This window comes from Rhizobium sp. YTUHZ045, from assembly GCF_051124255.1.
In the GTDB taxonomy this organism is placed as follows: Bacteria; Pseudomonadota; Alphaproteobacteria; order Rhizobiales; family Rhizobiaceae; genus Rhizobium.
In genome coordinates this window covers 794974-818358 of the sequence record NZ_CP101432.1, presented here as the reverse complement: position 1 = coordinate 818358, position 23385 = coordinate 794974, and the positions used below count along the sequence as shown (strand labels likewise).

21 protein-coding genes and 1 pseudogene are annotated in these 23385 nt (G+C 61.7%); 12 read left to right on the top strand and 10 right to left on the bottom strand.

The features are described 5' to 3' along the window. Nucleotides 1–63 precede the first annotated feature (63 nt). The 3 genes and pseudogenes from NMA58_RS03985 to NMA58_RS03975 form a co-directional block, all read right to left on the bottom strand. Nucleotides 64–1962, bottom strand: a pseudogene (locus NMA58_RS03985) (GGDEF domain-containing protein). Between the two features lie 78 nt (nucleotides 1963–2040). Continuing rightward, nucleotides 2041–2283, bottom strand: a complete 243-nt coding sequence (locus NMA58_RS03980) for a ribbon-helix-helix domain-containing protein (protein WP_434712440.1) — start codon at nucleotides 2281–2283, stop codon at nucleotides 2041–2043. Between the two features lie 191 nt (nucleotides 2284–2474). Then, the gene (locus tag NMA58_RS03975) at nucleotides 2475–3023 is read right to left on the bottom strand and encodes an HdeD family acid-resistance protein (RefSeq protein ID WP_085777365.1); all 549 of its coding nucleotides are present in this window, start codon (nucleotides 3021–3023) and stop codon (nucleotides 2475–2477) included. A gap of 137 nt (nucleotides 3024–3160) precedes the next feature. Here NMA58_RS03975 and betI point away from each other — a divergent pair, with 137 nt between their 5' ends. The 3 genes from betI (at nucleotide 3161) to betA (ending at nucleotide 7084) form a co-directional block, all read left to right on the top strand. Next, nucleotides 3161–3757: a transcriptional regulator BetI gene (betI, locus tag NMA58_RS03970; protein WP_434712439.1), complete on the top strand. Its 597-nt coding sequence runs from the start codon at nucleotides 3161–3163 to the stop codon at nucleotides 3755–3757. A gap of 1 nt (nucleotide 3758) precedes the next feature. Continuing rightward, entirely contained in the window at nucleotides 3759–5222 is a 1464-nt protein-coding gene (gene betB / locus NMA58_RS03965; RefSeq protein WP_434712438.1) for a betaine-aldehyde dehydrogenase, read from the top strand. Between the two features lie 212 nt (nucleotides 5223–5434). After that, the gene (gene betA / locus NMA58_RS03960) at nucleotides 5435–7084 is read left to right on the top strand and encodes a choline dehydrogenase (protein ID WP_434712437.1); all 1650 of its coding nucleotides are present in this window, start codon (nucleotides 5435–5437) and stop codon (nucleotides 7082–7084) included. Between the two features lie 17 nt (nucleotides 7085–7101). On the opposite strand, the gene NMA58_RS03955 is transcribed toward betA, so the two are convergent. Next, nucleotides 7102–7575, bottom strand: coding sequence for a DUF6644 family protein (locus NMA58_RS03955; RefSeq protein ID WP_221114584.1), 474 nt, complete (start codon nucleotides 7573–7575; stop codon nucleotides 7102–7104). 6 nt (nucleotides 7576–7581) lie between these two features. Continuing rightward, on the bottom strand, nucleotides 7582–7968 hold the full coding sequence (locus NMA58_RS03950) for a DUF6152 family protein (protein ID WP_434712436.1): 387 nt from the start codon (nucleotides 7966–7968) through the stop codon (nucleotides 7582–7584). Nucleotides 7969–8108: 140 nt separating this feature from the next. Here NMA58_RS03950 and NMA58_RS03945 point away from each other — a divergent pair, with 140 nt between their 5' ends. Further along, nucleotides 8109–9452, top strand: a complete 1344-nt coding sequence (locus NMA58_RS03945) for a chloride channel protein (RefSeq protein ID WP_434713499.1) — start codon at nucleotides 8109–8111, stop codon at nucleotides 9450–9452. Here NMA58_RS03945 and NMA58_RS03940 read toward each other — a convergent pair whose 3' ends face one another. Next, a complete protein-coding gene (locus NMA58_RS03940) occupies nucleotides 9453–9899 on the bottom strand; it encodes an RrF2 family transcriptional regulator (protein WP_430958702.1) in 447 nt (148 codons plus the stop codon). Nucleotides 9900–10319: 420 nt separating this feature from the next. Between NMA58_RS03940 and NMA58_RS03935 the strand changes: the two genes are divergently transcribed. The 3 genes from NMA58_RS03935 to cysN all read left to right on the top strand — a co-directional run bounded on the left by NMA58_RS03935 (nucleotide 10320) and on the right by cysN (nucleotide 13623). Next, complete coding sequence (locus NMA58_RS03935; protein ID WP_434712435.1) at nucleotides 10320–11060, top strand: phosphoadenylyl-sulfate reductase; 741 nt, start codon at nucleotides 10320–10322, stop codon at nucleotides 11058–11060. 111 nt (nucleotides 11061–11171) lie between these two features. Further along, nucleotides 11172–12125 carry a sulfate adenylyltransferase subunit CysD gene (gene cysD / locus NMA58_RS03930; RefSeq protein ID WP_064692172.1) on the top strand — a complete coding sequence of 318 codons (954 nt, stop codon included), beginning with the start codon at nucleotides 11172–11174 and terminating at the stop codon, nucleotides 12123–12125. 1 nt (nucleotide 12126) lies between these two features. Further along, nucleotides 12127–13623: a sulfate adenylyltransferase subunit CysN gene (cysN, locus tag NMA58_RS03925; protein ID WP_434712434.1), complete on the top strand. Its 1497-nt coding sequence runs from the start codon at nucleotides 12127–12129 to the stop codon at nucleotides 13621–13623. A 93-nt stretch (nucleotides 13624–13716) separates the two neighbouring features. On the opposite strand, the gene NMA58_RS03920 is transcribed toward cysN, so the two are convergent. Both NMA58_RS03920 and NMA58_RS03915 read right to left on the bottom strand, forming a co-directional pair. Further along, nucleotides 13717–14097 (bottom strand): response regulator, encoded by a 381-nt coding sequence (locus NMA58_RS03920; RefSeq protein ID WP_097601519.1) that lies wholly within the window; start codon nucleotides 14095–14097, stop codon nucleotides 13717–13719. 6 nt (nucleotides 14098–14103) lie between these two features. After that, nucleotides 14104–15090, bottom strand: a complete 987-nt coding sequence (locus NMA58_RS03915) for a PAS domain-containing protein (RefSeq protein WP_434712433.1) — start codon at nucleotides 15088–15090, stop codon at nucleotides 14104–14106. 305 nt (nucleotides 15091–15395) lie between these two features. Here NMA58_RS03915 and NMA58_RS03910 point away from each other — a divergent pair, with 305 nt between their 5' ends. The 3 genes from NMA58_RS03910 (at nucleotide 15396) to NMA58_RS03900 (ending at nucleotide 19192) form a co-directional block, all read left to right on the top strand. Further along, nucleotides 15396–15836, top strand: coding sequence for a hypothetical protein (locus tag NMA58_RS03910; protein WP_434712431.1), 441 nt, complete (start codon nucleotides 15396–15398; stop codon nucleotides 15834–15836). A gap of 288 nt (nucleotides 15837–16124) precedes the next feature. Continuing rightward, the gene (locus tag NMA58_RS03905) at nucleotides 16125–16766 is read left to right on the top strand and encodes a peroxiredoxin-like family protein (RefSeq protein WP_097601517.1); all 642 of its coding nucleotides are present in this window, start codon (nucleotides 16125–16127) and stop codon (nucleotides 16764–16766) included. A 590-nt stretch (nucleotides 16767–17356) separates the two neighbouring features. After that, a complete protein-coding gene (locus NMA58_RS03900) occupies nucleotides 17357–19192 on the top strand; it encodes a PBP1A family penicillin-binding protein (protein ID WP_434712430.1) in 1836 nt (611 codons plus the stop codon). Between the two features lie 30 nt (nucleotides 19193–19222). Here NMA58_RS03900 and NMA58_RS03895 read toward each other — a convergent pair whose 3' ends face one another. Further along, a complete protein-coding gene (locus NMA58_RS03895; RefSeq protein ID WP_434713498.1) occupies nucleotides 19223–20089 on the bottom strand; it encodes a LysR family transcriptional regulator in 867 nt (288 codons plus the stop codon). A 71-nt stretch (nucleotides 20090–20160) separates the two neighbouring features. Here NMA58_RS03895 and NMA58_RS03890 point away from each other — a divergent pair, with 71 nt between their 5' ends. Next, nucleotides 20161–21132 (top strand): quinone oxidoreductase family protein, encoded by a 972-nt coding sequence (locus NMA58_RS03890; protein WP_434712429.1) that lies wholly within the window; start codon nucleotides 20161–20163, stop codon nucleotides 21130–21132. Nucleotides 21133–21416: 284 nt separating this feature from the next. Next, complete coding sequence (locus NMA58_RS03885; RefSeq protein WP_434712428.1) at nucleotides 21417–22370, top strand: NmrA/HSCARG family protein; 954 nt, start codon at nucleotides 21417–21419, stop codon at nucleotides 22368–22370. Between the two features lie 9 nt (nucleotides 22371–22379). On the opposite strand, the gene NMA58_RS03880 is transcribed toward NMA58_RS03885, so the two are convergent. Then, nucleotides 22380–23300 carry a LysR substrate-binding domain-containing protein gene (locus NMA58_RS03880; protein ID WP_434712427.1) on the bottom strand — a complete coding sequence of 307 codons (921 nt, stop codon included), beginning with the start codon at nucleotides 23298–23300 and terminating at the stop codon, nucleotides 22380–22382. Nucleotides 23301–23385 lie beyond the last annotated feature (85 nt).

Genomic DNA, 23385 nt, shown 5'->3' with positions numbered 1-23385 from the left:
GATCCCGGAGGTTCGGAATAGATCAGCCCGGCCGGCTTGGGAAGGCTAGAAGCGGCAAGGGCGTCAATTCGCCTCGCCCAGGAAATGGAAGGCGAGACCCTCCTCGCTCTCCTTGGCGGCCGACTTGATGACGGCAATTTCGGCGCTGACTCGGTTGATATCGTCGATGACGAGGCCTTCCGGCAGCTCGAGAACGCCAATCGAGCAGCGCATCAGCGGGAACAGAGCCTCGGTGCCGGTGCGGTCGTGGCCGAGGATGCGCCCTGCGGCGCGGTGCTCGTCGGAATAAAGATCGAGCACGTCGTCGTGGAAATCGCTGATCAGCCGGTCGAGGATCTCGGTCAGCTCCTCCTTGGTCCAGCCGACGACGCCGATGAAGAAATCGTCGCCGCCGACATGGCCGAGGAAATGGCGCTCGGCGAAGAAATAGCGACGCATCAGCGCGGCAAACAGCGAGATCGCGTGGTCACCGAGATGGAAGCCGTAAGCATCGTTGAAAGGCTTGAAATTGTCGAAGTCGCAATAGCAGAAATGCCGGACCTCATCGCCGTCGCGGCCGGACTGGCGCATGAAATCGCGGATGGCGTGGTTGCCCGGCAGGCCGGTCAGCGGGTTCTGGTCCTGGGCGGTCTTAAGTTGCTTCTCGTTGATGACCTTGATCAGCGAAGCGGCGGAAACGACGCCGGCATAACGCATATTGTCGGTCAGGATCAGGCAATCGCTGCCTTCCATATTGGCGAAGATCGCCATCAGCTGCTCGGCATCGCTGTCGAGGCCGACGATCGGCGCCATCTCGACGAAATGCGAAATCGAGCGCTCGTACATCTTGTTCTTCAGGAGGTCGCGGCCAAAGGGCTGATAGATATATTCCTTGAGATGATGCTCATGGATAACGCCGCGCGGCTCGTCATTAGCGTTGAGGACGGGAAAGAAGGCCTGGCGCGGATTGCGGCGGAAGAGCTCGAAGACGCTGTCGATGCTGTCGTTTTCGTAGACCGTCGGCAAGAGCTCGATCTGCTTGCGGATGAGGATTTCGTCGAGCGACTGGCTGCCGCGCTTGCTCTTGCCGAGCTCCTGCAGATGCGGAAAGGATGGGGCCAGCTCCGACATATGCGTCGTCGGCCGCGAGATGAACCAGCCCTGGACGAGGTCGACGCCATATTCGCGGCAGGCGATGAATTCGGCTTCGGTCTCGATGCCTTCGGCGATGACGCGCGTTCCGAGCACGTGGGCGATGTTGACGATGCTCTTCAGCAGATGGCGCTTGCGCGGGCTGCGGTCGATCTCAGCTACGAAATGGCGGTCGATCTTCAGATAGTCCACGGCATGATCGCAAAGCAGTTTCATCTCGCCGTGTCCGACGCCGAAATCGTCGATCGCCAGCTTGAAGCCGGCCTTGCGCAGCGTGGAAACCAGGGCGGCGAATTCCGGCACGCTGGTATTGTCGAAACGTTCGGAAAATTCGAAACAGATGGAGGACGGCGGAATATTGGCTGTCCGCAAATGTTGCAGCAGGCTTTCGACCAGGCGCTCGCCATTGGGGATCAACCGGACGTCGAGATTGAGGAACAGGGTCGAGGTGGAGAAATTCGACAACGTCGCGAACTTGGCGAGCGCACGGCTGGCGACCATCTGTTCGAGCTGCAGCAGTTGGCCGGTCCGATGCGCCTCGTCGAGAATGTCGGCCGGCGTGTCGTAGCCGATGCGTTCCTGGCCGCGCATAAGGGACTCGTAACCGAACACCGTACCGGTGCCGGCTTCGACGATCGGCTGGAAGGCGTTCTCGACCACGAGCTTGGCAAGAGTTACCATCTGATCGCTCGCATAGCGGCGCAGGACGCCAGGCTCGACGGCGCCAGCCAAGGATATTGCAGTGTTCATTGTGGGCCGATCTCCACTGCGACTTGTTCTTCTTGCTCAGAAACCTGCCGCAGAAGGATCAACGAACCCTTTCGCCAATATGAAAGTTTTGTGAAAGACACGGATCCCCGCCACGCGTCCCGCGTGAATTCGAATTCCCGAGCACAATCAGGCGCTTGTTCAGGCGGAGCGACGGCGCTGCGCCTCGTGATCGGCGAACATGTCGGCGACGCATCTGCCGTCGGAGGCGGCGCTCTCGTCGTCGAGGAGATCTGCCTTGATTTCGCCGAGCTTGCGGGCGGTATCCCAGAGGCGAAGCGCCTCGCGGACGACCTCACTGCTCGAGGCGTAACCACCCGTGTCGACGGCGGCACGGATGCCCGCTGCCTGTTGCGGAGAGAGGGAAACGGTGACCATCGGCATGAACTTCCTCCCTTATTTTCTTCAGGCAGTACCCTGCCTTTGGGGGACGCATGACCATTTTCGGCATTCCCGGCGCTTCAAGCCGGCGCCTTGGTGCGTTCGCACAACCATCCGGCATGCCGGACGATCCTAATCCCTAAAGTCTAATCCCCCGCCATTCCCTTGTCAAAAAAGAAAAGGTCCATCGCGGTTCAACTGCGCAAGCCAAGGCCAACGGCGATCATCGTCCACCCCTGGACCATCAGGTCGAAGGCTAGAAAAAGGCCAAGGATCCAGAGGCTGTTGACCGGCCAGCCCAGTGCGATGACAAAGCCGGCCAGCGCCGTCATGACGCCGCTTGCAGCGATCCAGCGCCAGCCCTTGAGCGGTCGCATGCGCATCCCGACCCAGAGACGGAATATGCCGGCCACCAACAGCGCAATGGCAAGAAACAGGGTCAAGGCGGCCGAGGTGAAGATGGGATTGACGAAGGCGCAGATACCGGCAAGCACGTAAAGCACGCCGCTCAAAGCCCAGAAGAGCACCTGATCCCAGCGGCGCAACTGAAAAGCGTGGACGAGGTAGATGACGCCGCCGGCCAGCATGAGCATGCCGACATAAAAAACCGAGGCGACGGTCGCCATCAGCAAATTGCTGAGGGCGATGAGTCCGCAGATAAGAAGCAGAACCCCGAGGCCGAGGAACCATACCCATTTCGACCGCAGCGAGGATTCCGGCATTTCGTTGAAGACGCTGGTCATAGCACACCTCCTGATCACTTGAATATGTTGCCCCAGCTCTTCCGGAAAAGATGTGAGCCAAATCAATTCGCCGAAGATTTTTGTTGATTGATCAGTCAATCAAAAATACCATGGCGCGGTTTTCAGAGGGTTGTCGTTTGCCGAAAGTCGGAATGGAGCCGGTGCGCCGCAAGGCGCTTGTCGATGCGGCGCTGCGGGTGATCGGCGATCACGGCTCGCTTGCCGTCACCATGTCCGACATCGCCCGCCAGGCCGGCGTCTCGCCAGCCCTTGCCCATCATTATTTCGGCAGCAAGGAACAATTGCTGATCGAGACGATCCGCTCGCTGCTGAGGCAGTTGCGCAGCGATACGGTGGCAGCGCTGAAGGCAGCGAAGACACCGCGCGAACGGCTTTCGGCGGTATTCCGTGTCAGCTTCCACGCCGACCAGTTTGCGCCGGAGACGATTGCCGCCTGGCTTGCCTTTTACGCCGAAGCGCAGCGCTCCGAGGAGACGCGGCGCTTTCTGGTGATCTATGCCAGCCGGCTGCGTTCGAACCTGCTTGCCGATCTCAAGGCGCTGCTGCCGGCCGACGCCGCAGAACGCATCGCCGAGGGCGCTGCGGCGATGATCGACGGGCTCTATATCAGGCAGAGTCTGAAATCGGCGCCGATCGGCATCGAAGCCTCGATCGCGCTGACGGAGGATTATCTGAACGCGCTTCTATCCACCACCTCCCCCAAGGACAAATGACATGAAAGCCCAGCCGAAAGCCTCGCACTTCATCGACGGCGAATATGTCGAGGATACCGACGGCACCGTCATCGAGAGCCTCTATCCCGCTACCGGCGAAGTGATCGCCCGGCTGCATGCCGCAACGCCTGCAATCGTCGAAAAGGCGATTGCAGCGGCCAAGCGCGCCCAGCCGGAATGGGCGGCAATGAGCCCGATGGCACGCGGCCGCATCTTGAAGCGCGCCGCCGAGATCATGCGGGAGCGCAACCGCGAGCTTTCCGAACTGGAGACGCTCGATACCGGCAAGCCAATCCAGGAAACGATCGTTGCCGACCCGACCTCGGGCGCTGATGCCTTCGAATTCTTCGGCGGCGTCGCGCCGGCCGGCCTCAACGGCGCTCACATTCCGCTGGGGCAGGATTTTGCCTATACCAAGCGCGTGCCCCTCGGCGTCTGCGTCGGCATCGGCGCCTGGAACTATCCGCAGCAGATCGCCTGCTGGAAAGCTGCCCCGGCGCTTGTCTGCGGTAATGCCATGGTGTTCAAGCCTTCCGAGAACACGCCGCTCGGCGCCCTGAAGATCGCCGAGATCCTGCATGAGGCGGGATTACCAAGGGGGCTCTTCAACGTGATCCAGGGCGACCGCGACACCGGGCCGCTGCTCGTCAACCATCCCGATGTCGCCAAGGTGTCGCTGACCGGCTCGGTGCCGACGGGCCGCAGGGTCGCGGCCGCCGCCGCCGGCAGCCTCAAGCATGTGACGATGGAGCTCGGCGGCAAGTCGCCGCTCATCGTCTTCGACGACGCCGATCTCGATTCGGCGGTCGGCGGGGCGATGCTCGGCAATTTCTATTCCACCGGCCAAGTCTGCTCGAACGGCACGCGCGTCTTCGTGCAGAAGGCGATCAAGTCCGAATTCCTGAAGCGGCTGAAGGCGCGCACCGAGGCGATGCTGATCGGCGACCCGCTTGATGAGGCGACGCAGGTCGGGCCGATGGTCTCCTGGGCGCAGCGCGAGAAGGTGATCGCCTATATCGAGAAGGGCAAGGCCGAAGGCGCGACGCTTGTTGCCGGCGGCGGCATTCCGAACAACGTTTCGGGAGAAGGATATTACGTGCAGCCGACCGTCTTTGCCGATGTCACCGACAATATGACCATCGCCCGCGAGGAGATCTTCGGGCCGGTCATGTCGGTGCTCAATTTCGACGATGAGGACGAGGTGATCGCGCGCGCCAATGCCAGCGAATTCGGCCTCTCCGGCGGCGTCTTCACCGCCGACCTCACCCGCGCCCACCGCGTCGTCGACCGGCTGGAGGCCGGCACGCTGTGGATCAACACCTATAATCTCTGCCCGGTGGAAATCCCCTTCGGCGGCTCGAAACAATCCGGCTTCGGCCGCGAGAATTCGCTGGCGGCGCTGGAGCATTATTCCGAGCTGAAGACGGTTTACGTCGGCATGGGGGCGGTGGCGGCGCCTTATTGAGAAATATGTGACCTTGCCCCTCACCCTAACCCTCTCCCCGTAAGAACGGGGAGAGGGGACGTGCCAAACGCAGCGTCAAGGTTGAGCGAAGCCGGTGCGGCATATCCCCTTCTCCCCGCAGGCGGGGAGAAGGTGCCGGCAGGCGGATGAGGGGCAGGCTCCAGGAAAAACAAGAAGCAGCCGGATGATGGCAGCTCGAGGGAAACAAATAGATGCAAGCAGATTTCGTCATCATCGGTTCGGGCTCGGCCGGCTCGGCGCTGGCCTACCGTCTCTCCGAAGACGGCAAGAACAGCGTTCTCGTCATCGAGGCGGGCGGCAGCGATTTCGGGCCGTTCATCCAGATGCCGGCAGCGCTTGCCTGGCCGATGAGCATGAAGCGCTATAATTGGGGCTATCTCTCCGAGCCGGAGCCGAACCTCAACAACCGGCGCATCACTGCGCCGCGCGGCAAGGTGATCGGCGGCTCCTCCTCGATCAACGGCATGGTCTATGTGCGCGGCCATGCCGAGGACTTCAACCGTTGGGAGGAGCTCGGCGCCAGCGGCTGGGCCTATGCCGATGTCCTCCCGTATTTCAAGCGGATGGAGCATTCGCATGGCGGCGAAGAGGGCTGGCGCGGCACGGACGGGCCGCTGCACGTGCAGCGCGGCGGCTTCACCAATCCGCTCTTTCGGGCTTTCATCGAGGCCGGCAAGCAGGCGGGCTTCGAGACGACGGAGGATTATAACGGCAGCAAACAGGAAGGCTTCGGGCTGATGGAGCAGACCATCTTTGCCGGCCGCCGCTGGTCTGCCGCCAATGCCTATCTGAAACCGGCGCTGAAGCGCCACAATGTCGGGATCGTCTATGGCCTGGCGAGCAAGATCGTCATCGAGAACGGGCGGGCGACCGGCGTGGAGATCGAACGCGGCGGCAGGACAGAGGTGGTGAAGGCCAACCGCGAGGTGATCGTCTCCGCCTCCTCCTTCAATTCGCCGAAGCTTCTGATGCTGTCGGGCATCGGCCCGGCCGAGCATCTGAAGGAAATGGGCATCGAGGTGAAGGCGGACCGGCCGGGCGTCGGCGCCAATCTGCAGGACCATATGGAATTCTATTTTCAGCAGGTGAGCACCAAGCCGGTGTCGCTCTACTCCTGGCTGCCCTGGTTCTGGCAGGGCGTGGCGGGCGCGCAATGGCTGCTCTCCAAGGGTGGGCTCGGGGCCTCCAACCAGTTCGAGGCCTGCGCCTTCCTGCGCTCGGCACCTGGGCTGAAGCAGCCCGATATTCAGTATCATTTCCTGCCGGTGGCGATCAGCTATGACGGCAAGGCCGCGGCCAAGAGCCACGGCTTCCAGGTGCATGTCGGCTACAATCTGTCGAAATCGCGCGGCAGCGTGACGCTGCGCTCACCCGATCCCAAGGCCGATCCGGTGCTGCGCTTCAACTATATGAGCCATCCGGAGGACTGGGAGAAATTCCGCCACTGCGTTCGGCTGACCCGCGAGATCTTCGGGCAGAAGGCCTTCGACGCCTATCGCGGCCCGGAGATCCAGCCGGGCGAAGGAGTGCAGAGCGACGATCAGATCGATGCCTTCCTGCGCGAACATCTGGAAAGCGCCTATCACCCCTGCGGCACCTGCAAGATGGGCGCCAAGGACGATCCGATGGCTGTGGTCGATCCGCAGACGCGGGTGATCGGCGTCGACGGCCTGAGGGTCGCCGACAGCTCGATCTTCCCGCACGTCACCTACGGCAACCTCAATGGCCCCTCGATCATGACCGGCGAGAAGGCGGCAGACCATATCCTCGGCAAGCAGCCGCTGGCGCGCTCGAACCAGGAGCCGTGGGTCAACCCGCGGGCGGCGGTCAGCGATCGCTGATATCGAGTCGTTGGGTCTCAGAGAAATCCGATCCACCGTCCCGCCAATACAGCGGCGATCCAGATCGCGATAGACAGGGCTGCGGAGAAACGCAGGCTTGACCGTATCAGGCCAGTAGCGATGAGTGTTTTCCACCCTTGCCCGGAATGAACCATCACTAGGTTGAGCAGGCCCAGCCCAATCAGCCCGAGCTTGGCGAGAAAGGCGGGGTTCACGGCATATTCGACCGCCCGCACGCTGAAGAGGCAGAAGCCGGTCGCGATCGCCAGGACGAGGCCGACTCCGGCCGAATGGGAGAGAAACGGCGCGACGACCTCGACGGGTACCTTGCGGAAGCAGCCGGCAAGCCTGAGATCAAGCGGCAGAATGGCGCCGACCAGGAGGCCGATCGACAGAATGTGAGCGGCATTGACGATCATATAGAGCGTCCCCGAGCGCCTCAGAGCAACCGCGGGTGCCGTGGCCGACAGCCATTCGAGAATGTCGATCACGACAGCTCAGTTCGTCCGGATGCGGTCGGGATAGATATCGTAGCGCTTCTCGCCGATCGTGATGCGGACTGCCTTCATCCGCTTTTCCTTCGGATCCTGGGAACGGTTTCCGAGCGCCACGACCTGATCGCCGGGCTTTGCGACGCCTTCGACGAAGCCGGAGCGTTCCGTCTGCCGCGGATTGCCGAGTTCGACGCGCCAGACACCGTCATCGGCGGTAGCGACATCGAGTGTCGGATGCGGCCAGCCCATCGATATTCTCTGGATGGTGCCGCGCAGCTCGATCTGGTCCGCCTCGGCCCACGACCAGCCGTGATGGGCGGCAGCACCCGTGGCGAAAACCGCCAAGAGCATTGCCGCGGCTAGTACCCGCTTTACTGAAACTATCGGCATGATGGTTCTCCCTACCCGAATGGGCAGGCAGGTGGAGCATGCCGGCGGGAAGGAAAGGTATTTCACCAAATCTTGAAGAAAGAGGTGGTTCCCTTCCAGCAAACCGGTTTAGGAAGAGGCCTTATCCAATATTCCCAGGCCTGCCAGTGTCCTATCGCAAGTCCAGACTTCTTCGCAGATCCCGTGTCCTCTGGGGCTCCTTTTCGCTGTGGCGTCCGCGGCTGATCTTCTGGTTCGGCGCCTTCGCGATCGGCATCATCAGCGTCGGCTTCGCCAGGCTTGCCGATCTGGCGCAGCGCGGCTTTGCCGGCGTAACCGCCTCCGGCCAATGGGGTTTTTTGCTGCCGCTCATCATCACCCCGCTCGGCTTCATGCTGTCGGCCTATCTCGCGGCAACATTCTTCCCGAACGCGCAGGGCAGCGGCATTCCGCAGGCGATTGCCGCGCGCCATCTGCGCGATGCGGAGGACCGCACGCGGCTGCTGTCGCTGCGGCTCGTCGTCGGCAAGATCCTGCTGACCGTTCTGGGGCTCGCGAGAGGCGCATCGATCGGCCGTGAGGGACCGACCGTGCAGGTGGGCGCATCGATCATGCTGGCCGTCGCCCGCTTCGGTGGCATGGCGCAGGCGCGCGGGCTTATCCTCGCCGGTTCGGCGGCCGGCATCGCCGCGGCCTTCAACACGCCGCTCGCCGGCATCGTCTTCGCCATCGAGGAAATGAGCCGGACCTATGAGTCCCGAGCGAACGGCCTTGTTTTAACGGCCGTCATCCTTTCGGGTCTTGCCGCCCTCGGACTTGCCGGCAGCTACAATTATTTCGGGTCCACCGCGGTCGCCCCGGCCTCGGTGGGCGACTGGGAACTGGTGCTCATCTGCGGCATCGGCGGCGGCGCACTGGGTGCGGCTTTCAGCGGGCTTGCGCTCCATCTCGGACAGCAGGTTCGCCGGTGGGCACATCCGCAGCCGCTGCCGCGGATGGTGATGCTGGCAGCGGCCTGCGGGCTTGTCGTCGCGGCGATCGGCATCCTCTCGGGCGGCATGACCTTCGGAACGGGCTACGACCAGGCGAAAGGCGCCGTCGAGGGCAATCCCCTGCCCCTGCTGTTCTTCCTCGAAAAGCTTCTTGCGGGCTTTCTGTCGATGATGTCGGGGATTCCGGGCGGCATCTTCGCGCCCTCGCTCTCCGTCGGCGCCGGCTTCGGCAGCACGATCGGCCAGATCATGGGCAGCAGCATAGCGCTTGCGGCTATTCTCGGCATGGCCGGATATTTCTCCGGCGTGGTGCAGGCACCGATGACCGCCTTCGTCATCATTCTGGAAATGACCGGCGACCATCAGGCCGCAATTCCGATCATGGCGGTATCGATGATCGGCTACATCACCTCGCGCATCCTGTCGCGCGAGCCGCTCTATCACGGCCTGTCACGCGTCTTCATCGCCGCAGCGATCCGAGCCCGGCGCGCCAGGGAAACGGCTGAGAGCTGATCAGGCGAGCAGGCGGGTGACTTCGGCGCCTTGCCGCGGGGCGACGGCATCGGCGATCGTAGTCGAGAACAGCACCTTGCGTGTGGCGTCGGCCACTTTGGCGAAGACGTGTCTGATTTCGCAATTCTGTTCGCCGTCGCAATCGTCGCACCTGCGATAGGCGGTGATCGACAGGCACGGCAGCGGGGCGATCGGACCATCGATGATGCGCAGGATTTCGCCGAAGGTGATGGTGTGGGCGGGCTTGAGCAGGAGATAGCCACCCTGCTTGCCCCGGCGGCTGACGACGATGCCGTGATGTTTGAGGTCTAGCAGGATCTGTTCGAGGAACTTCTTCGGGATCTTCTGCTGCGCGGCGATATCGGAAATCATCACCGGTTCGTCGGCATCGGCATCCGCCAGAACCGTCAGCGCCCGCAGAGCATATTTCGCCTTTTGCGTAATCATCTCAGACCGTCAACACACACAGGCAGCGCGAATCTTCGCACCGCTTCAAGATTACTTTCGCCTCTATTGCACAACCAGCATGAACGGAATTTGAACGCGCCGGAGAAAGACTTGAGAGACAAGCACTTCGGCCTTGTTTTTCATTCTTGGCCAAGCTCAAGCAATTTATGCTAAAACAGCGCGTCCCGCACCTTTTTCAGCATCAATTCAGATTTCCGATTGACAGGCTGCGTGTAACTCTACTAATTTTATAGACATTCAAGCTGCCAGTGCCGATTTCCATCCGCGGGCGGCTGCTTTTCTGCATCGCGGCAGCTTCGGAGAGATATTTGCTCCTGTGGCCGCAGCTTTCGAAATCCCTTTTTCTGTCCGATCCAGGCTTGAACTGCGATACTCCGGTCAACTAAGGACAGGATTCTCATGACTGTTATCAATCCGAATGCAGAAGCCGAGGCGCTGAACGACAAGCTGGCAGGCCTCGACCTTGCCGGACGTCTGTCGCTGGTGGCAGGCCTTGGCGGCCGCGTGGTGTTCACCACCTCGCTCGGGATCGAGGACCAGGTGATCACCGCCGAAATCGGCACGCACCGCCTGCCGATCGACATTGCGACGCTGGAAACCGGCCGCCTGTTTGCCGAGACGCTTGATCTGATTACCGAGACGGAAGCCCATTACGACATCCATATCCAGCGCTTCGGGCCTGAGAAGGCCGATATCGACGCCTATGCTGCGCAATACGGCCTCAATGGTTTCTACGACAGCGTCGAGGCCAGGCATGCCTGTTGCGGCGTGCGCAAGCTGAAGCCGCTTGCGCGTGCGCTCGAAGGGGCGACGATCTGGATCACCGGCCTGCGCCGCGGGCAATCGGCCAACCGCGCCGAAACGCCCTTTGCCGAATATGACGCCGAACGGCACCTCCTGAAGGTCAATCCGCTGGCCGATTGGGACATCGAGGCGATCAAGGCCTTCGTTTCCGAAAACGGCGTGCCGGTCAATCCGCTGCATGCGCGCGGCTACCCCTCGATCGGCTGCGAGCCCTGCACGAGGGCGATCAAGCCCGGCGAGCCGGAACGCGCCGGCCGCTGGTGGTGGGAGCAGGACGAGAAGCGCGAATGCGGCCTGCATGTCGCCGAAGAGGCCGCGGCGATCGCCGCACAATAACCATCTTCACGGCTTTTCGGATCAGGGCGCGGCGATCGCCGCAGGCCCCGAAGAGCCACAATCGAGAAAGCCCTGCGGGCAGCCGCAAGGACCGACAGTCTGGAGTAAGACATGCCCGATAGCCGTCCGGATACGGAACTCAGCAATCCCCAGAGCGCCAAGGCGCCGCTCGACCCGCATCTGAAAGCGCTCGAAAACGAATCCATCCACATCTTCCGCGAAGTCGCAGCCGAATTCGAGCGTCCCGTCATGCTCTATTCGATCGGCAAGGATTCCTCGGTGCTGCTGCACCTGGCGCGCAAGGCTTTCTATCCCGGCCGCGTGCCCTTCCCGCTCTTACATGTGAACACCGGCTGGAAGTTCCGCGAGATGATCGCCTTCCGCGACGAGACCGCGAAGAAGTACGATCTCGATCTCATCGAGCATATCAATCCTCGAGGCGCGGCCGAAAACATCACGCCCTTCACCCATGGCTCGGCCGCCTTCACGGACATCATGAAGACCGAAAGCCTGCGCCAGGCGCTCGATGCCGGCCAGTTCGACGCCGCTTTCGGCGGCGCCCGGCGCGACGAGGAGGCAAGCCGCGCCAAGGAGCGCATCTATTCCTTCCGCACTCCGGACCATCGCTGGGATCCGCGCAACCAGCGACCGGAACTCTGGAACATCTACAACGGCATGATCCGCAAGGGCGAGAGCGTGCGCGCCTTCCCGCTGTCGAATTGGACCGAGGTCGATATCTGGCGCTACATCCAGGCCGAGGACATCCCGCTCGTGCCGCTCTACTACGCCCGCAAGCGCAAGTTCGTCGAGCGCGACGGCATGATCATCCTTGCCGAGGATCCGCGCCTCGAGCTGCTGCCCGGCGAAGTGCGCCAGGAGGGCATGATCCGCTTCCGCACGCTCGGCGACTTCCCGCTGACCGGCGCCATTCGTTCCGAGGCGAGCACGCTCGAAGAGGTGATCGCCGAACTCGAAATCGCAACGGTGTCCGAACGCCAGGGCCGCGCCATCGACCGCGACCAGTCCGGCTCCATGGAAAAGAAGAAGCGTGAAGGATATTTCTGAGATGACCGCAGCCAACACCGCCGTCTCGGCCGCAACCGTCGCCAGCCTGCCCGCCGCCGAGCCGCAGAAGGCTCAACGCGACTCGCGCCCGCTGCGCCTGATTACCTGCGGCAGCGTCGATGACGGCAAGTCGACCCTGATCGGCCGCCTGCTGTGGGACACCAAGGCCGTCAAGGAAGACCAGGCCGCCACGCTGCAGCGCGATTCCACCGGTAAGCAGAACGACCTCGGCCTGCCCGACTTCGCGCTCTTGCTCGACGGCCTGCAGGCCGAACGCGAGCAGGGCATCACCATCGATGTCGCCTATCGCTATTTCTCGACCGACAAGCGCTCCTTCATCGTCGCCGACACGCCCGGTCACGAGCAATATACCCGCAACATGGCGACCGGCGCATCGACGGCCGATCTCGCCATCCTGCTCGTCGACGCGCGTCTCGGCATCCTCGAACAGACGCGCCGCCACGCTACGATCGCCTCGCTGCTCGGCATCAGGCAGTTCGTGCTTGCCGTCAATAAGATCGACCTGACGGGCTATGACCGCGCCGGCTTCGAGAAGATCAGCCACGAATTCCGCGAATTCGCTCTGTCGCTCGGCGTCAAGCAGATCACCGCCATTCCGATGTCGGCGCTGAAGGGCGAAAATGTCGTCTATACCGGCCAGGGCGCCATGCCCTGGTACACTGGCCCGACGCTGGTGGAAACTTTGGAGCTTGCGACCGTGCGCTCGTCGCAGACCGTCGGCTTCCGCCTGTCGGTGCAGCGTGTGTCGCGTCCGGGCGAAAGCTTCCGCGGCTATCAGGGCACGGTTGCCGGCGGCTCGGTCAAGCCGGGCGACAGCGTCATGATCCTGCCGTCGGGCATGGTCGCCAATGTCTCCAAGATCGTCACCTTCGATCTCGTGCGCAACGCCGCCGTTGCCGGCGACGCGATAACGCTGGTGCTCGACCGCCAGGTCGACGTGGCACGCGGCGACATGATCGTCTCGATCGACGCCCAGCCGCAGGTCGGCCTGGCCTTCGACGCGCAGATCGTCGCGCTGCAGCCCGAAGGCATCGAGCCCGGCAAGCGCTACTGGCTGAAGAGCGGCAGCCGCCGCCAGCGCGTCCAGGTGCAGCCGCTCAGCCAGCTCGAATTGAAGACCGGCACCTGGAACCCCGCCCAGCGGCTCTACATGAACGCCATCGGCAAGGTCCGGCTTGCCTTTGACGAAGCGGCGATCTTCGATCCTTACGAGCAGAACCGCCAGTCCGGCTCCTTCATCCTGATCGATCCGGAGACCAACAACACGGTCGCCGGCGGCATGGTGACCGGCAAACGCACCGAACTCGGCGGCCTGCACAATGGCGAAGCCCGCGTCATCCTCTCGCTGCCGGCCGACTTGGCCGAGCAGATCATGGCCAGCGAACTCTTCGCCAGCCGCAGCCACGAGGCCGAGGTCCGGCGGATGACGGCAGCCGAGGCGGCCGAGTTGTGGTCGAGCGCCGCAAGCGATATTTGATCATGGTTCAAGAGGCCAGCCAGACTGGCCTCTTTTCCAACACGCGGACTCCCCAAGCAGACCTCCGCCGAGAGGTTGCAGCCCTGAGAACAGTCACTTGACCGCCCTGCGAACGGTTTCGATGAGAAGACCGAAATCAGTGGGCTTTTCCAGGATGACCGCGCCCGCGAGGACTGGGTCAGATGCAAGTTCATGGGCAGGACTTGCTGTCGCCAGAACGATCGGGACATTCAACTGGCGAAGCTTCGCAGCTACCGCGGTCACTCTTGCCTCGCCGAGATGAACGTCAAGGACAGCAACGTCAGGTCGATCCTGCTCCAGCAGATCGAGAGCGCGCTCGTTCGATGACACCGGGCCAAGCACCTGCAATCCGGCAGCGGTCAGTTTACGCCGGAGTTCATCGGCGATGAAGAACTCGTCCTCGACGACGAGGACCTTGGTCGCGCCTGCCCTCGTGTCGACAATATCGCTCACATGACCTCACATCGGGAATTTGATCGTCGCAGTGAAACCACTGGGAGGATAGTTAAGTTCCACGCTTCCACCCATATGGGCGGCGAAGCCTTCGATTAGTTCGGTCCCGTAGCCCTGGCGTACAGACTCATGAATAGGCGGCCCTGCTTCCTCGCGCCACTGACATACGAGCCACGTCCGGTCCCGCGGCCCGGCTTCCATTTCCCACGTCACCCGTATCTTTCCGCCGGGCACCGAGGCAGCACCATGCTTCAACGCGTTCGTGCCGAGCTCGTGCAGGATCATGCTGACCGGGAGAACCTTTGAACTTCCAAATTCTACGGACGGTCCAGAGCATTCGAGCCGTTCCCAAACCGTCGCACCGACCGCGCCTCGCAGCAATGCTTCGAACTCAGTCAGCCCGCCAATGGCAGCAACTTCCTGAGCTCGAAAGGTGATATCCAGCCTTCCAAGCAGCGCTTCCTTGAAGCTTGCCACAGCCGGATCGTCGGTCCTGGTGTTGTTCACGACCGACTGAACGACGGCCGACAGGTTCCTCAGCCGATGCCGCATCTCGGCCACGATGAAGTCCATCTCGGCATCGTGGCGCCGGCGCTCCGTCACGTCGTCGAAGATGACCAGGATGTTGGGACTGTTGTTATCCGGATGAACGAGGCGGCGGGCATCGACAAGGAATGTACGCTGGCCGATCGTCGGGAATTCATGCTTCACTTCGAAGGCAATGACGGCGGCCGCCCGTGGGATCACCGAGGCTATGAGCTGCCGAAGCTCCGGAATATCCCATTGCCCATTTCCAAGCCGGAAGAAGTTCTGTGAGAGGATGTCGTCCCGCTCGACTTCGAAAGTCTTGATGAACGCATTGTTTGCGGTCGTCACACAGAAATTCTGATCCAGCACGACAACGGGCTGGGTCATCGTGTCGACGATGCCTTGGGCCTGTACGTGTCCGGTCTTCATCAGGCGATACAAATCTTCCAGCAACATAGATGCCATTCCCTCCTCACCACCGCACGCCTAACGAGTCGACAATATGAAGGCCCCCACAGCCCCTGCGTCTAAAGTAATCTTTTCTGCATGGCTGGCAATGTCCGCCAGATGGCGGCCCGGTCGAGCCCGGTGACAGCGTCATGGGCTGCCACCGGCTGCCCTGCCACCGAGACTATGTTTGCCATCCGTTGCTTTCTCCCGGTCGGATGCTTGGAACTAATGACGGGCGAGACTGTTTCAGCTGTGACTTTGGCATGACGTTGACACGCCCTCCTGGCTGGGTAAGCCTCGATTTTGAGGAGACTTGCATCATGAAATTTTCGTCCAGATTTCGTTCAGTCGCGGCTGCGGTTATCGCGGCAGCGGGAGTAAGCTTCGCCGGCTCCGCGCATGCCGACAGCGGTACGATCAGCTTCTCGGTCTACAAGGCTGCCTTCTTTGTGGGTGGTACTGGAGGCGAAGGCACATTGACCTTCCATGGTCGCCGCTATCCCATCACTGTCGGCGGCATCTCGGGTGGCCTCGCCTTCGGGGCTTCTAAGACCAATTTTCATGGTACCGTTCGCCATATCCGCCGCGCTCAAGATGTGACGGGGGTCTACGGTGCGGCGGGCGGTGGCGGCGCGGTCGGCAAAGGTGCCCAGATGATCGTCATGACCAATGAGAAGGGCGCCGAACTCGAACTCTCGGGCAAGCAGGTAGGCCTGCAAGTCAACGCCGATCTCAGCGGCATTGCCATCACGGTAAAGTAAGGGCCGTCCCGAAGTGGTCGCGATGCGCAGAGTTGCTAGCGGCTGGCGGCCCGGTCAGTGTGCGATAATTCACAGACTGGCCGCTAAAAAACAGTGGTGCAGAAAACGGACTTTCTCAATTCACGATTCGCAGTTACCGCTTGCCCGCGGGCTCATGTGAGCACATTCTTATAATTGGATCCTGGCGGTGCGGTGAGACGAGAGGTCAGGCCTGAAACGCTCAATCTCGACCTCGCAGTACTTCACGTGGCGCCTTTGCTCGACTGATCCCGAGCGAGGAGGTTATCCATGTCCACAAACCATGTCGACCATCCGCTACAACCGGGCGACCGGGTCCCGAACGTTGTGTTTGATGCAATCTCGCACGAGGGGAAGATCGCACTTGATGATTTTCGTGGCCGCAGCCCGTTGTTGATCGGTTTGTTTCGAGGCCTGCATTGCCCATTCTGCCGGCGCCACGTCGCCGCCATGTCATATCTCAACCCGGTACTGCGTGAGAAAGGCGTCCAATCGCTGGCTGTTGTAAACACCCCGGTCGAACGCGCGCGGCTCTACTTCCGTTACCATCCGATACCCGATCTTCTTGCTGCTTCCGATCCGGTACGGGCTTCGCACCAAGCCTTCGGCTTACGCGAGGTCGGGATCGATACGCTCATGGCGATACGGATCGATCTTCCGGGCGAGTTGCCCGAGCCTATGGGCGTGAGGGCAATGGACGAATTTCTCAACGAGAAGGAAGGATATCAAATGACGGAAGCCGATCAGCAGATGATGACCGCCGACCATGGGCAGCTTGTCGGTCAGTTCCTCATCGACCGGGAGGGCATCGTACGGTGGAGCTTCACTGAAGCTCTGGAGCCCGGGCTACAAACATTCAAGGCACCGAATTCCCAGGAATTGATGTCGGTAGCTTCCCAAGTCGCACCTTGAGAGGAAAACTCGCTCGACGCCCACCGCCGGGGTGGTGAGTTCCGGAACTGCTGCGACCTTTTGCGGTAGAACACTCCGCATCACGCGGATATATAGATCATGCTGCGTTGGCTTTTTAGCGGTACCCGATGCCCCATTTTCCCGATTCCCCAGGTGAAAGCGTTAGCAGCTCGATCTCGGGTCGCAATCAGACAGCAGATCCGGCAGCGCAAGCGGCCGCCTCGGATCCACCAGACATTACCAAAGTCGACGACCCGCAACCGCCCGACGGATCCTTCGGCCAAACCAGACAGGCCGCGAGCAATCTATTCCGGGCACTGCGTCACGATTTGCGGGCAAGCGCCGCCTTGGCGAAGAGCAGAACGGCCGCTTCGGTTTTGAGGCGGAAGCTCAGGAGGTCGATGCGGCGGGCAGCCACATCGGCTCCAACTCAGTGGATGACCACCGCTCTGGCCAGAACCCGCCGCAGGATTCGCGATCGGCGCACCAATCCGGCTGAAAGCAGCCAGCCCCGGTCCCTTCTGGCGGGCTGGCGGAAATACGCTCTCGGGTCGATCCTTCTTGTCTGCCTCCTCGTCGGAAGCGTGCTGGTGTGGGCATTGAAAGACGTGCCCTGGAGCGAGATCCGGGATGGAACGCTGAAGCCGGTCGTGGTGCTGGAAACCGCCGATGGCGCGCCATTGGTGAGACAGGGGCCTTATCAAGGTCCCTATGCGCGATACGACCAGTTTCCACCCCATCTGATCGATGCCGTGCTGTCGATCGAGGACCGCCGGTTCATGGATCATTTCGGCGTCGACCCCAGGGGCATCGGCAGGGCGTTTCTGCGGAACTTGGAGGCCGGCTCGGTGGTGGAGGGCGGCAGCACCATCACCCAGCAACTCATCAAGCTGCAATATCTCGACAGCGACCGGACGATAAAACGAAAGATACAGGAGCTTGTCATCGCCGTCTGGCTGGAGTGGAAGCTCGGCAAGCATGAAATTCTGACGCGCTATCTCAACAGCGTCTATCTTGGCGCCGGTGCGACCGGCATGCCCGCCGCCGCGCGCATCTATTTCAACAAGGATATCGGCGCCCTCAACCTTCCGGAGTCGGCGATGCTGGCGGGGCTGCTGCGAGCGCCGAGCCAATGGAACCCCATCGACAATTTCGAAGGCGCCCGGCAGCGCACCCTGGTCGTTCTCGACGCGATGACGGCCAATGGCAAGATCACCGCGCCACAGGCTACGGAGGCCAAGACGAGCTTTGCCAAGCTGCACCCAACAACGCCGACGCCGCGCTCCGGCAGCTGGTTTGCAGACTGGATTTCGCCGCAGGCGAGCGAAATCGCCGGCTCCTCGCCAGGGTCGACGACGGTGCGCACCACGCTGGTGCCGCAGTTACAGCAGATCGCCGAGAGGATCGTGAAACGGTCTTTGGACGGCGAAGGAAAATCCGCAGGAGCATCGCAGGCTGCGCTGGTTGCGATGACACCGGACGGCGCTGTCGTTGCGATGGTTGGCGGGCGCGACTACAAGGCGAGCCAGTTCAACCGCGCCGTCACTGCGATGCGCCAGCCGGGCTCCACCTTCAAGCTGTTCGTCTACTACGCAGCATTGAAGGCTGGGCTCACCTTGTCCGACCAGATTCTGGACGCACCAATTGAAATCGACGGCTGGTCGCCGGAAAATTCCGGCGGCAACTATAGTGGGTGGGTGACGCTCGCCGAGGCGTTCGCGAGATCGCTCAATGCCGCGTCGGTATCGCTTGCCCAAGAGGTCGGTCTGGACAATGTGATTGCCGCGGCGCGCGAACTCGGCATCGATGCGCCACTGGCCGACACGCCGTCGTTGGCGCTCGGTACCTCCGAAGTCAATCTGCTCAATCTCACCAGCGCCTATGCCTCCGTCCAGCTCGGCAAGGCCCCCGTCAAGCCCTGGGGTATCATCGATTTCCAAGCGGCAGGGCAGCCAAAGGCCTTTCGCGTTGGCGCCCAATCGAAGCCGAATGTCGATCTTTCGCCTTACCAGTCCGACCTCCTCGGGCTCCTGCAGTTGGTGGTCGAGCGCGGCACTGGACGTGGTGCAGATCCCGGCACCTTTGCGGCCGGCAAGACCGGCACCAGCCAGAACAATCGTGATGCCTGGTTCGTCGGCTTCACGGACGCCCTCGTCGTTGGCGTCTGGGTTGGTAATGATGATGACGCGCCGATGAAGGGGGTGACGGGCGGCGCCCTGCCCGCCCATATCTGGCGGGACTTCATCCGCGAGGCGACGATCGAGCCGACGCTCAACGGAGTGCGGTCGAGCGAAGCGGTCGTCGACGGTCAAGCCGCCCCGCAGTCCTGCAACATCACCGCCTGCTCGCGCAGCTACCGCTCCTTTCGCCCATCCGATTGTACCTATCAGCCCTATTCGGGCGGCCGAAGGCTTTGCGAAAAGTGATCTGGTTCGGCAGAGATCCAACCGCAGGGACTACCTGCCAAAAGCGTTTTTCAGCGCATCGACGACGACGCGGACGGAGGGGACGTCCTTGATATCGGCATGGACCACCAGCCAGACCTCTCTCGTCAACGGCTGTTCGGTCTCGATGCGCTGGAGACCGCTGGACTCCGCGACGGCGAAATCGGGGAGCATGACGACACCTGCACCAAGGCTTGCAGTTGCAGCCTGAAACTCCAAAACGGACGATCTCACAGCGATCGGCCGGCCGGCGGCCAGTTCGATCAGCCGCAATTGCTGCGGTGAGGCATTCATGGTTTCGTCGTAACCGATGAAGGTCCAGTCCGTCGGCGGAACCGTTTCGAGATAGGCCTTCGATGCGTAGAGATGAAAGCTTGTCTCACCGAGCTTGGCGATCGCGTAATCTCCGTCCTCAGGACGCGACATTCGCACGGCCACATCCGCCTCCCGCCTGTTGAGGGAGGCGAGGCGCTTTTCTCCGACAAGCGTGATCTCAACGCCGGGATGGTCTCGCCTGGCGGCTGCGATGGGTTTTGCAAGCAGCATGCTCGAGAGCGCGGGAGGGGCACTGATCCTGACATGGCCGCGCAAATCCGTGGCGCTGCTGCGACCGAGTTGCTCGATGGCCGCTGTCTGGACGGCGACGAGAGCGGCGTATCTCGCAACCTGCTCTCCGTCCGACGTCATGATGATGCGGCGTCCGCGGCGGTCCACGAGTTTACGTCCGAGACTGTCTTCAAGCGACGAAACGCGCCGGCTGACGGTCGCATGTTCGACGCCGAGTTGCTTTGCTGCACTCAGCAAGGTTCCCGATTGCGCGAGGGCCAGGAAATGCCGAAGGTCGTCCCAATCGATTTTTGTGAAATCTCTCCCAATCATTGTGCAGTAATAGGCAATTTTCACTCATACCGCCATCGCTTAATTTGCCCGGATCAAGGAGATCACGAGCGATGACTGACCAGATTGTATGGCTGAATGTCCCCGGCGACATCACCCAATTCCATGTTGAGCAGCACCAGTGGGAAGGCCCCGGCCCTGGCGAGATCCGAATCCGTCACGAAGCGGTCGGGACGAACTTTCTCGATGTTTACCACCGAAAAGGTATCTACCCGATGCCGTCCTACCCCGCGGTGATCGGCGCCGAAGCGGCTGGAATCGTCGAGGCTGTCGGTTCGGGCGTCTCGATGTTCGAAAGAGGTGATCGCGTCGCCTATGCCGGGCCTCCGGTCGGCGCCTATCGCTCCGCGCGCAACATCGCCGCTGAAAGGGCGATCAAGCTGCCGGATACCCTTTCGGCAAAAACGGCGGCGAGTTCGCTCCTCAAAGGCATGACCGCCTACATGCTGTTGAAGAAGACCTATGATGTGCGTGCAGGAAACCACGTTCTGATCCATGCGGCTGCCGGCGGGCTCGGCAGCATCCTCGTTCGCTGGGCCGCGTCGCTCGGAGCCACGGTGATCGGAACGGTCGGCTCCTCCGAAAAGGCAGCCCTCGCCAGATCTTGTGGAGCCGATCACCTGATCGTCGGGCGCGGCGCCGATTTGGTCGCGGAAGTGAAGCGGCTGACGAACGGGCTCGGCGTCGACGTCGCCTATGACGGGATCGGCGGGGATACGCTTCTCAAAAGCATACACTCTGTCCGCCCATTCGGCATGGCTGTCACCATCGGTCAGGCCGCCGGCGCCATTCCACCGGTGCCTGTCGAGGAACTTCGCCCGGGCAAGGCGCTCTGCCATCCGAGCATCATGGCCTGGTGCGCTGACGTCAGACAATATCGCGAGGCTGCTCTCGCTGCGATCGGGGCGATGGAATCGGGGATCGTTTCGCAGATCGGCGCCGAATACCGTTTGGCCGATGTTGCGAAGGCGCACGAAGAGATGGAATCCGGGCGCGCGGCGGGCAGTATCCTGCTGATCCCTTGATGGGCTCGAGAAAGAACACCGGCAGAAATCATGGATCGCCAGCGCTTCCGATCCGCGCGGCGGCCTTCGATGGTCTGATCCGGTCGGTCGATCCGCAGCGACCGGCTGGACGCGTCTATCCAAAAAATGGCATTATCTTATCCATTCCGGCCATCTAGAGCGGGAAAACCTATTTCGATAGAGTGCCGCCATCGAGGTGGGCGATCGGCAACGGACCGGCCGCCCTGCCTCGTAAGCACGCCGGCTGTCTCGCCGGCGTTGAGTGACGGGAAAGGATGAAAAACATGTCTACAGACAACAAGCCACTGATCGCAGTCACGGGCGCAACGAGCAAACAGGGGCGGAGCGTCGTTGCGACGCTTCTTGAAAGCCAACGTTTTCGGGTGCGTGCTCTCACTCGACGAAAGGATTCGCCCGAAGCTTTGCGTCTGGAAAAACTCGGCGCGGAAATCGCCGTCGTGCCCCTCGAACTCGGCCTTCAGAAGGAATTCGCTGCGGCATTCAAGGGCGCGGATGGCGCGTTTCTGATGACGCCGCCGATCGCCCCGCCAGAGACGACCGAAGCACCTCTCGGCCGGCAACTGGCGGATGCGGCCGTGGAGGCCGGCGTAGGACACATCGTCTTCAGCACGCTCGAGAATGTCGACAAGATCACCGGTGGGACGAAATATGCGCCGCATTTTACCGACAAGGCGCGGGTTGCCGATTACATTCGCGGCCTGCCGATTTCTCATTCCTTCGTCATGCTGGCGTTCTTCTACACAAACCTTATCGAGTATTATGCGCCGCGGATGGAAGGCGACACCCTGCTCTTGCCGATTTACCTTCCGGAAGATTTCCGCGCGCCTTTCGTCGATCCGCTGACGGCGACGGGGCCTGCCGTCCTGGAGATTTTCTCAAATCCTGAGCGCTACAACGGCAAAACGCTGCCGATCGTCGGCGATATCATTTCTCCGAGGGAGATGGTCGAAACCTTCCGACGCGTCACCGGCCTCAAGGCCGAGTATCGAAATGCTTTCACCAGGGATGGCCTGCTGCGCTATTTCCCGGAACTTGCCGCCAACGAATTTCTGGTTCGAGAGCTTCTCGGAATGGTCGAATATGCGGTCGAATATGGCTATTTCGGCAAGGAACACGATCTCGAATGGAGCCGCCGGCTCAATCCAGAGACGCTCAACTGGGAGCAGTTTCTGCGGACGACGGGATGGCGCGGCGACAAGCGGTCTTTCGGAAGTTGAATCAGCGGCTTACGACGGCCGGATTCCCGGCAGCTTGGCAATCTCTGCGGCAAGAAAGTCGACTAGCAGCCGAACGCGGGCAATGGCTGCACGCTCCGGAACAATCAGCAAGCTTAGCGGAACCGGCGAAGGCCGATAGTCGCCAAGCACCACTTCAAGCCGGCCGTCGTCCAGCAGATCTTGAACCAGCCAGAGATGTGTAGGACCGATGCCGCGTCCGGCGGCAAGAGCTTCGCGCGCCGCAAGCCCGTGATCGACACGCAGCCGACCGCCGACCGGGATCATCAATCTGGCGCCATCGGGGGCGGAAAGAACGAGCTGGTTGCTGCCTGCCACATTGGACATCACGATGGTTTCGTAGCGTGACAGATCGGCCGGACGCTCCGGCCGCCCCCGGGCGGACAAATAGGCCGGAGCGCCAACCAGCAGCCGCTGGCTCTCTCCGACCGCATGAAGTTTCATCGAGCTGTCGGCGAGAGGTCCAAGGCGAAGCGCCACGTCAACGCCTTCGCGAACCAGGTCGATGCGTTCGTCCGTCAGGTTGAGGTCGATGCGGATGTCCGGATGCCTGTCTTGGAAGTCGAAGATCATACGCGTGACATGCATCACACCGAGCGCTGCCGTACAGGAAAGCCGAACAGCCCCCGCCGGAGCCTGACGGGCATCTCTGGCTTCCTCAGCGGCCTGTTCGACCAGGCGCAGGATCTGAAGGCAGGTGGTATAATAGCGACTGCCCTCCTCCGTCAGGGTGACGCGGCGGGTGGTGCGGCTGAGCAGCGGCACGCCGACAGCCTCCTCGAGTTCATTGAGGTGCCGCGTCACGGTGGATTGGCCGAGGCCCAGCTCCTTTGCGACCATTGACAGGTTGCCGCGCTCAGCGACCCGCACGAAGGTGCGCATCCTGTCGAAAGACAATCCGGTCTTATCCATTCTTAAGCACAGTGGTGGCCATCCGCTCCATATACGGAATAATCCTGACTGTGCCCAGACCTCAAGGCGCCCCACTTCCATTATG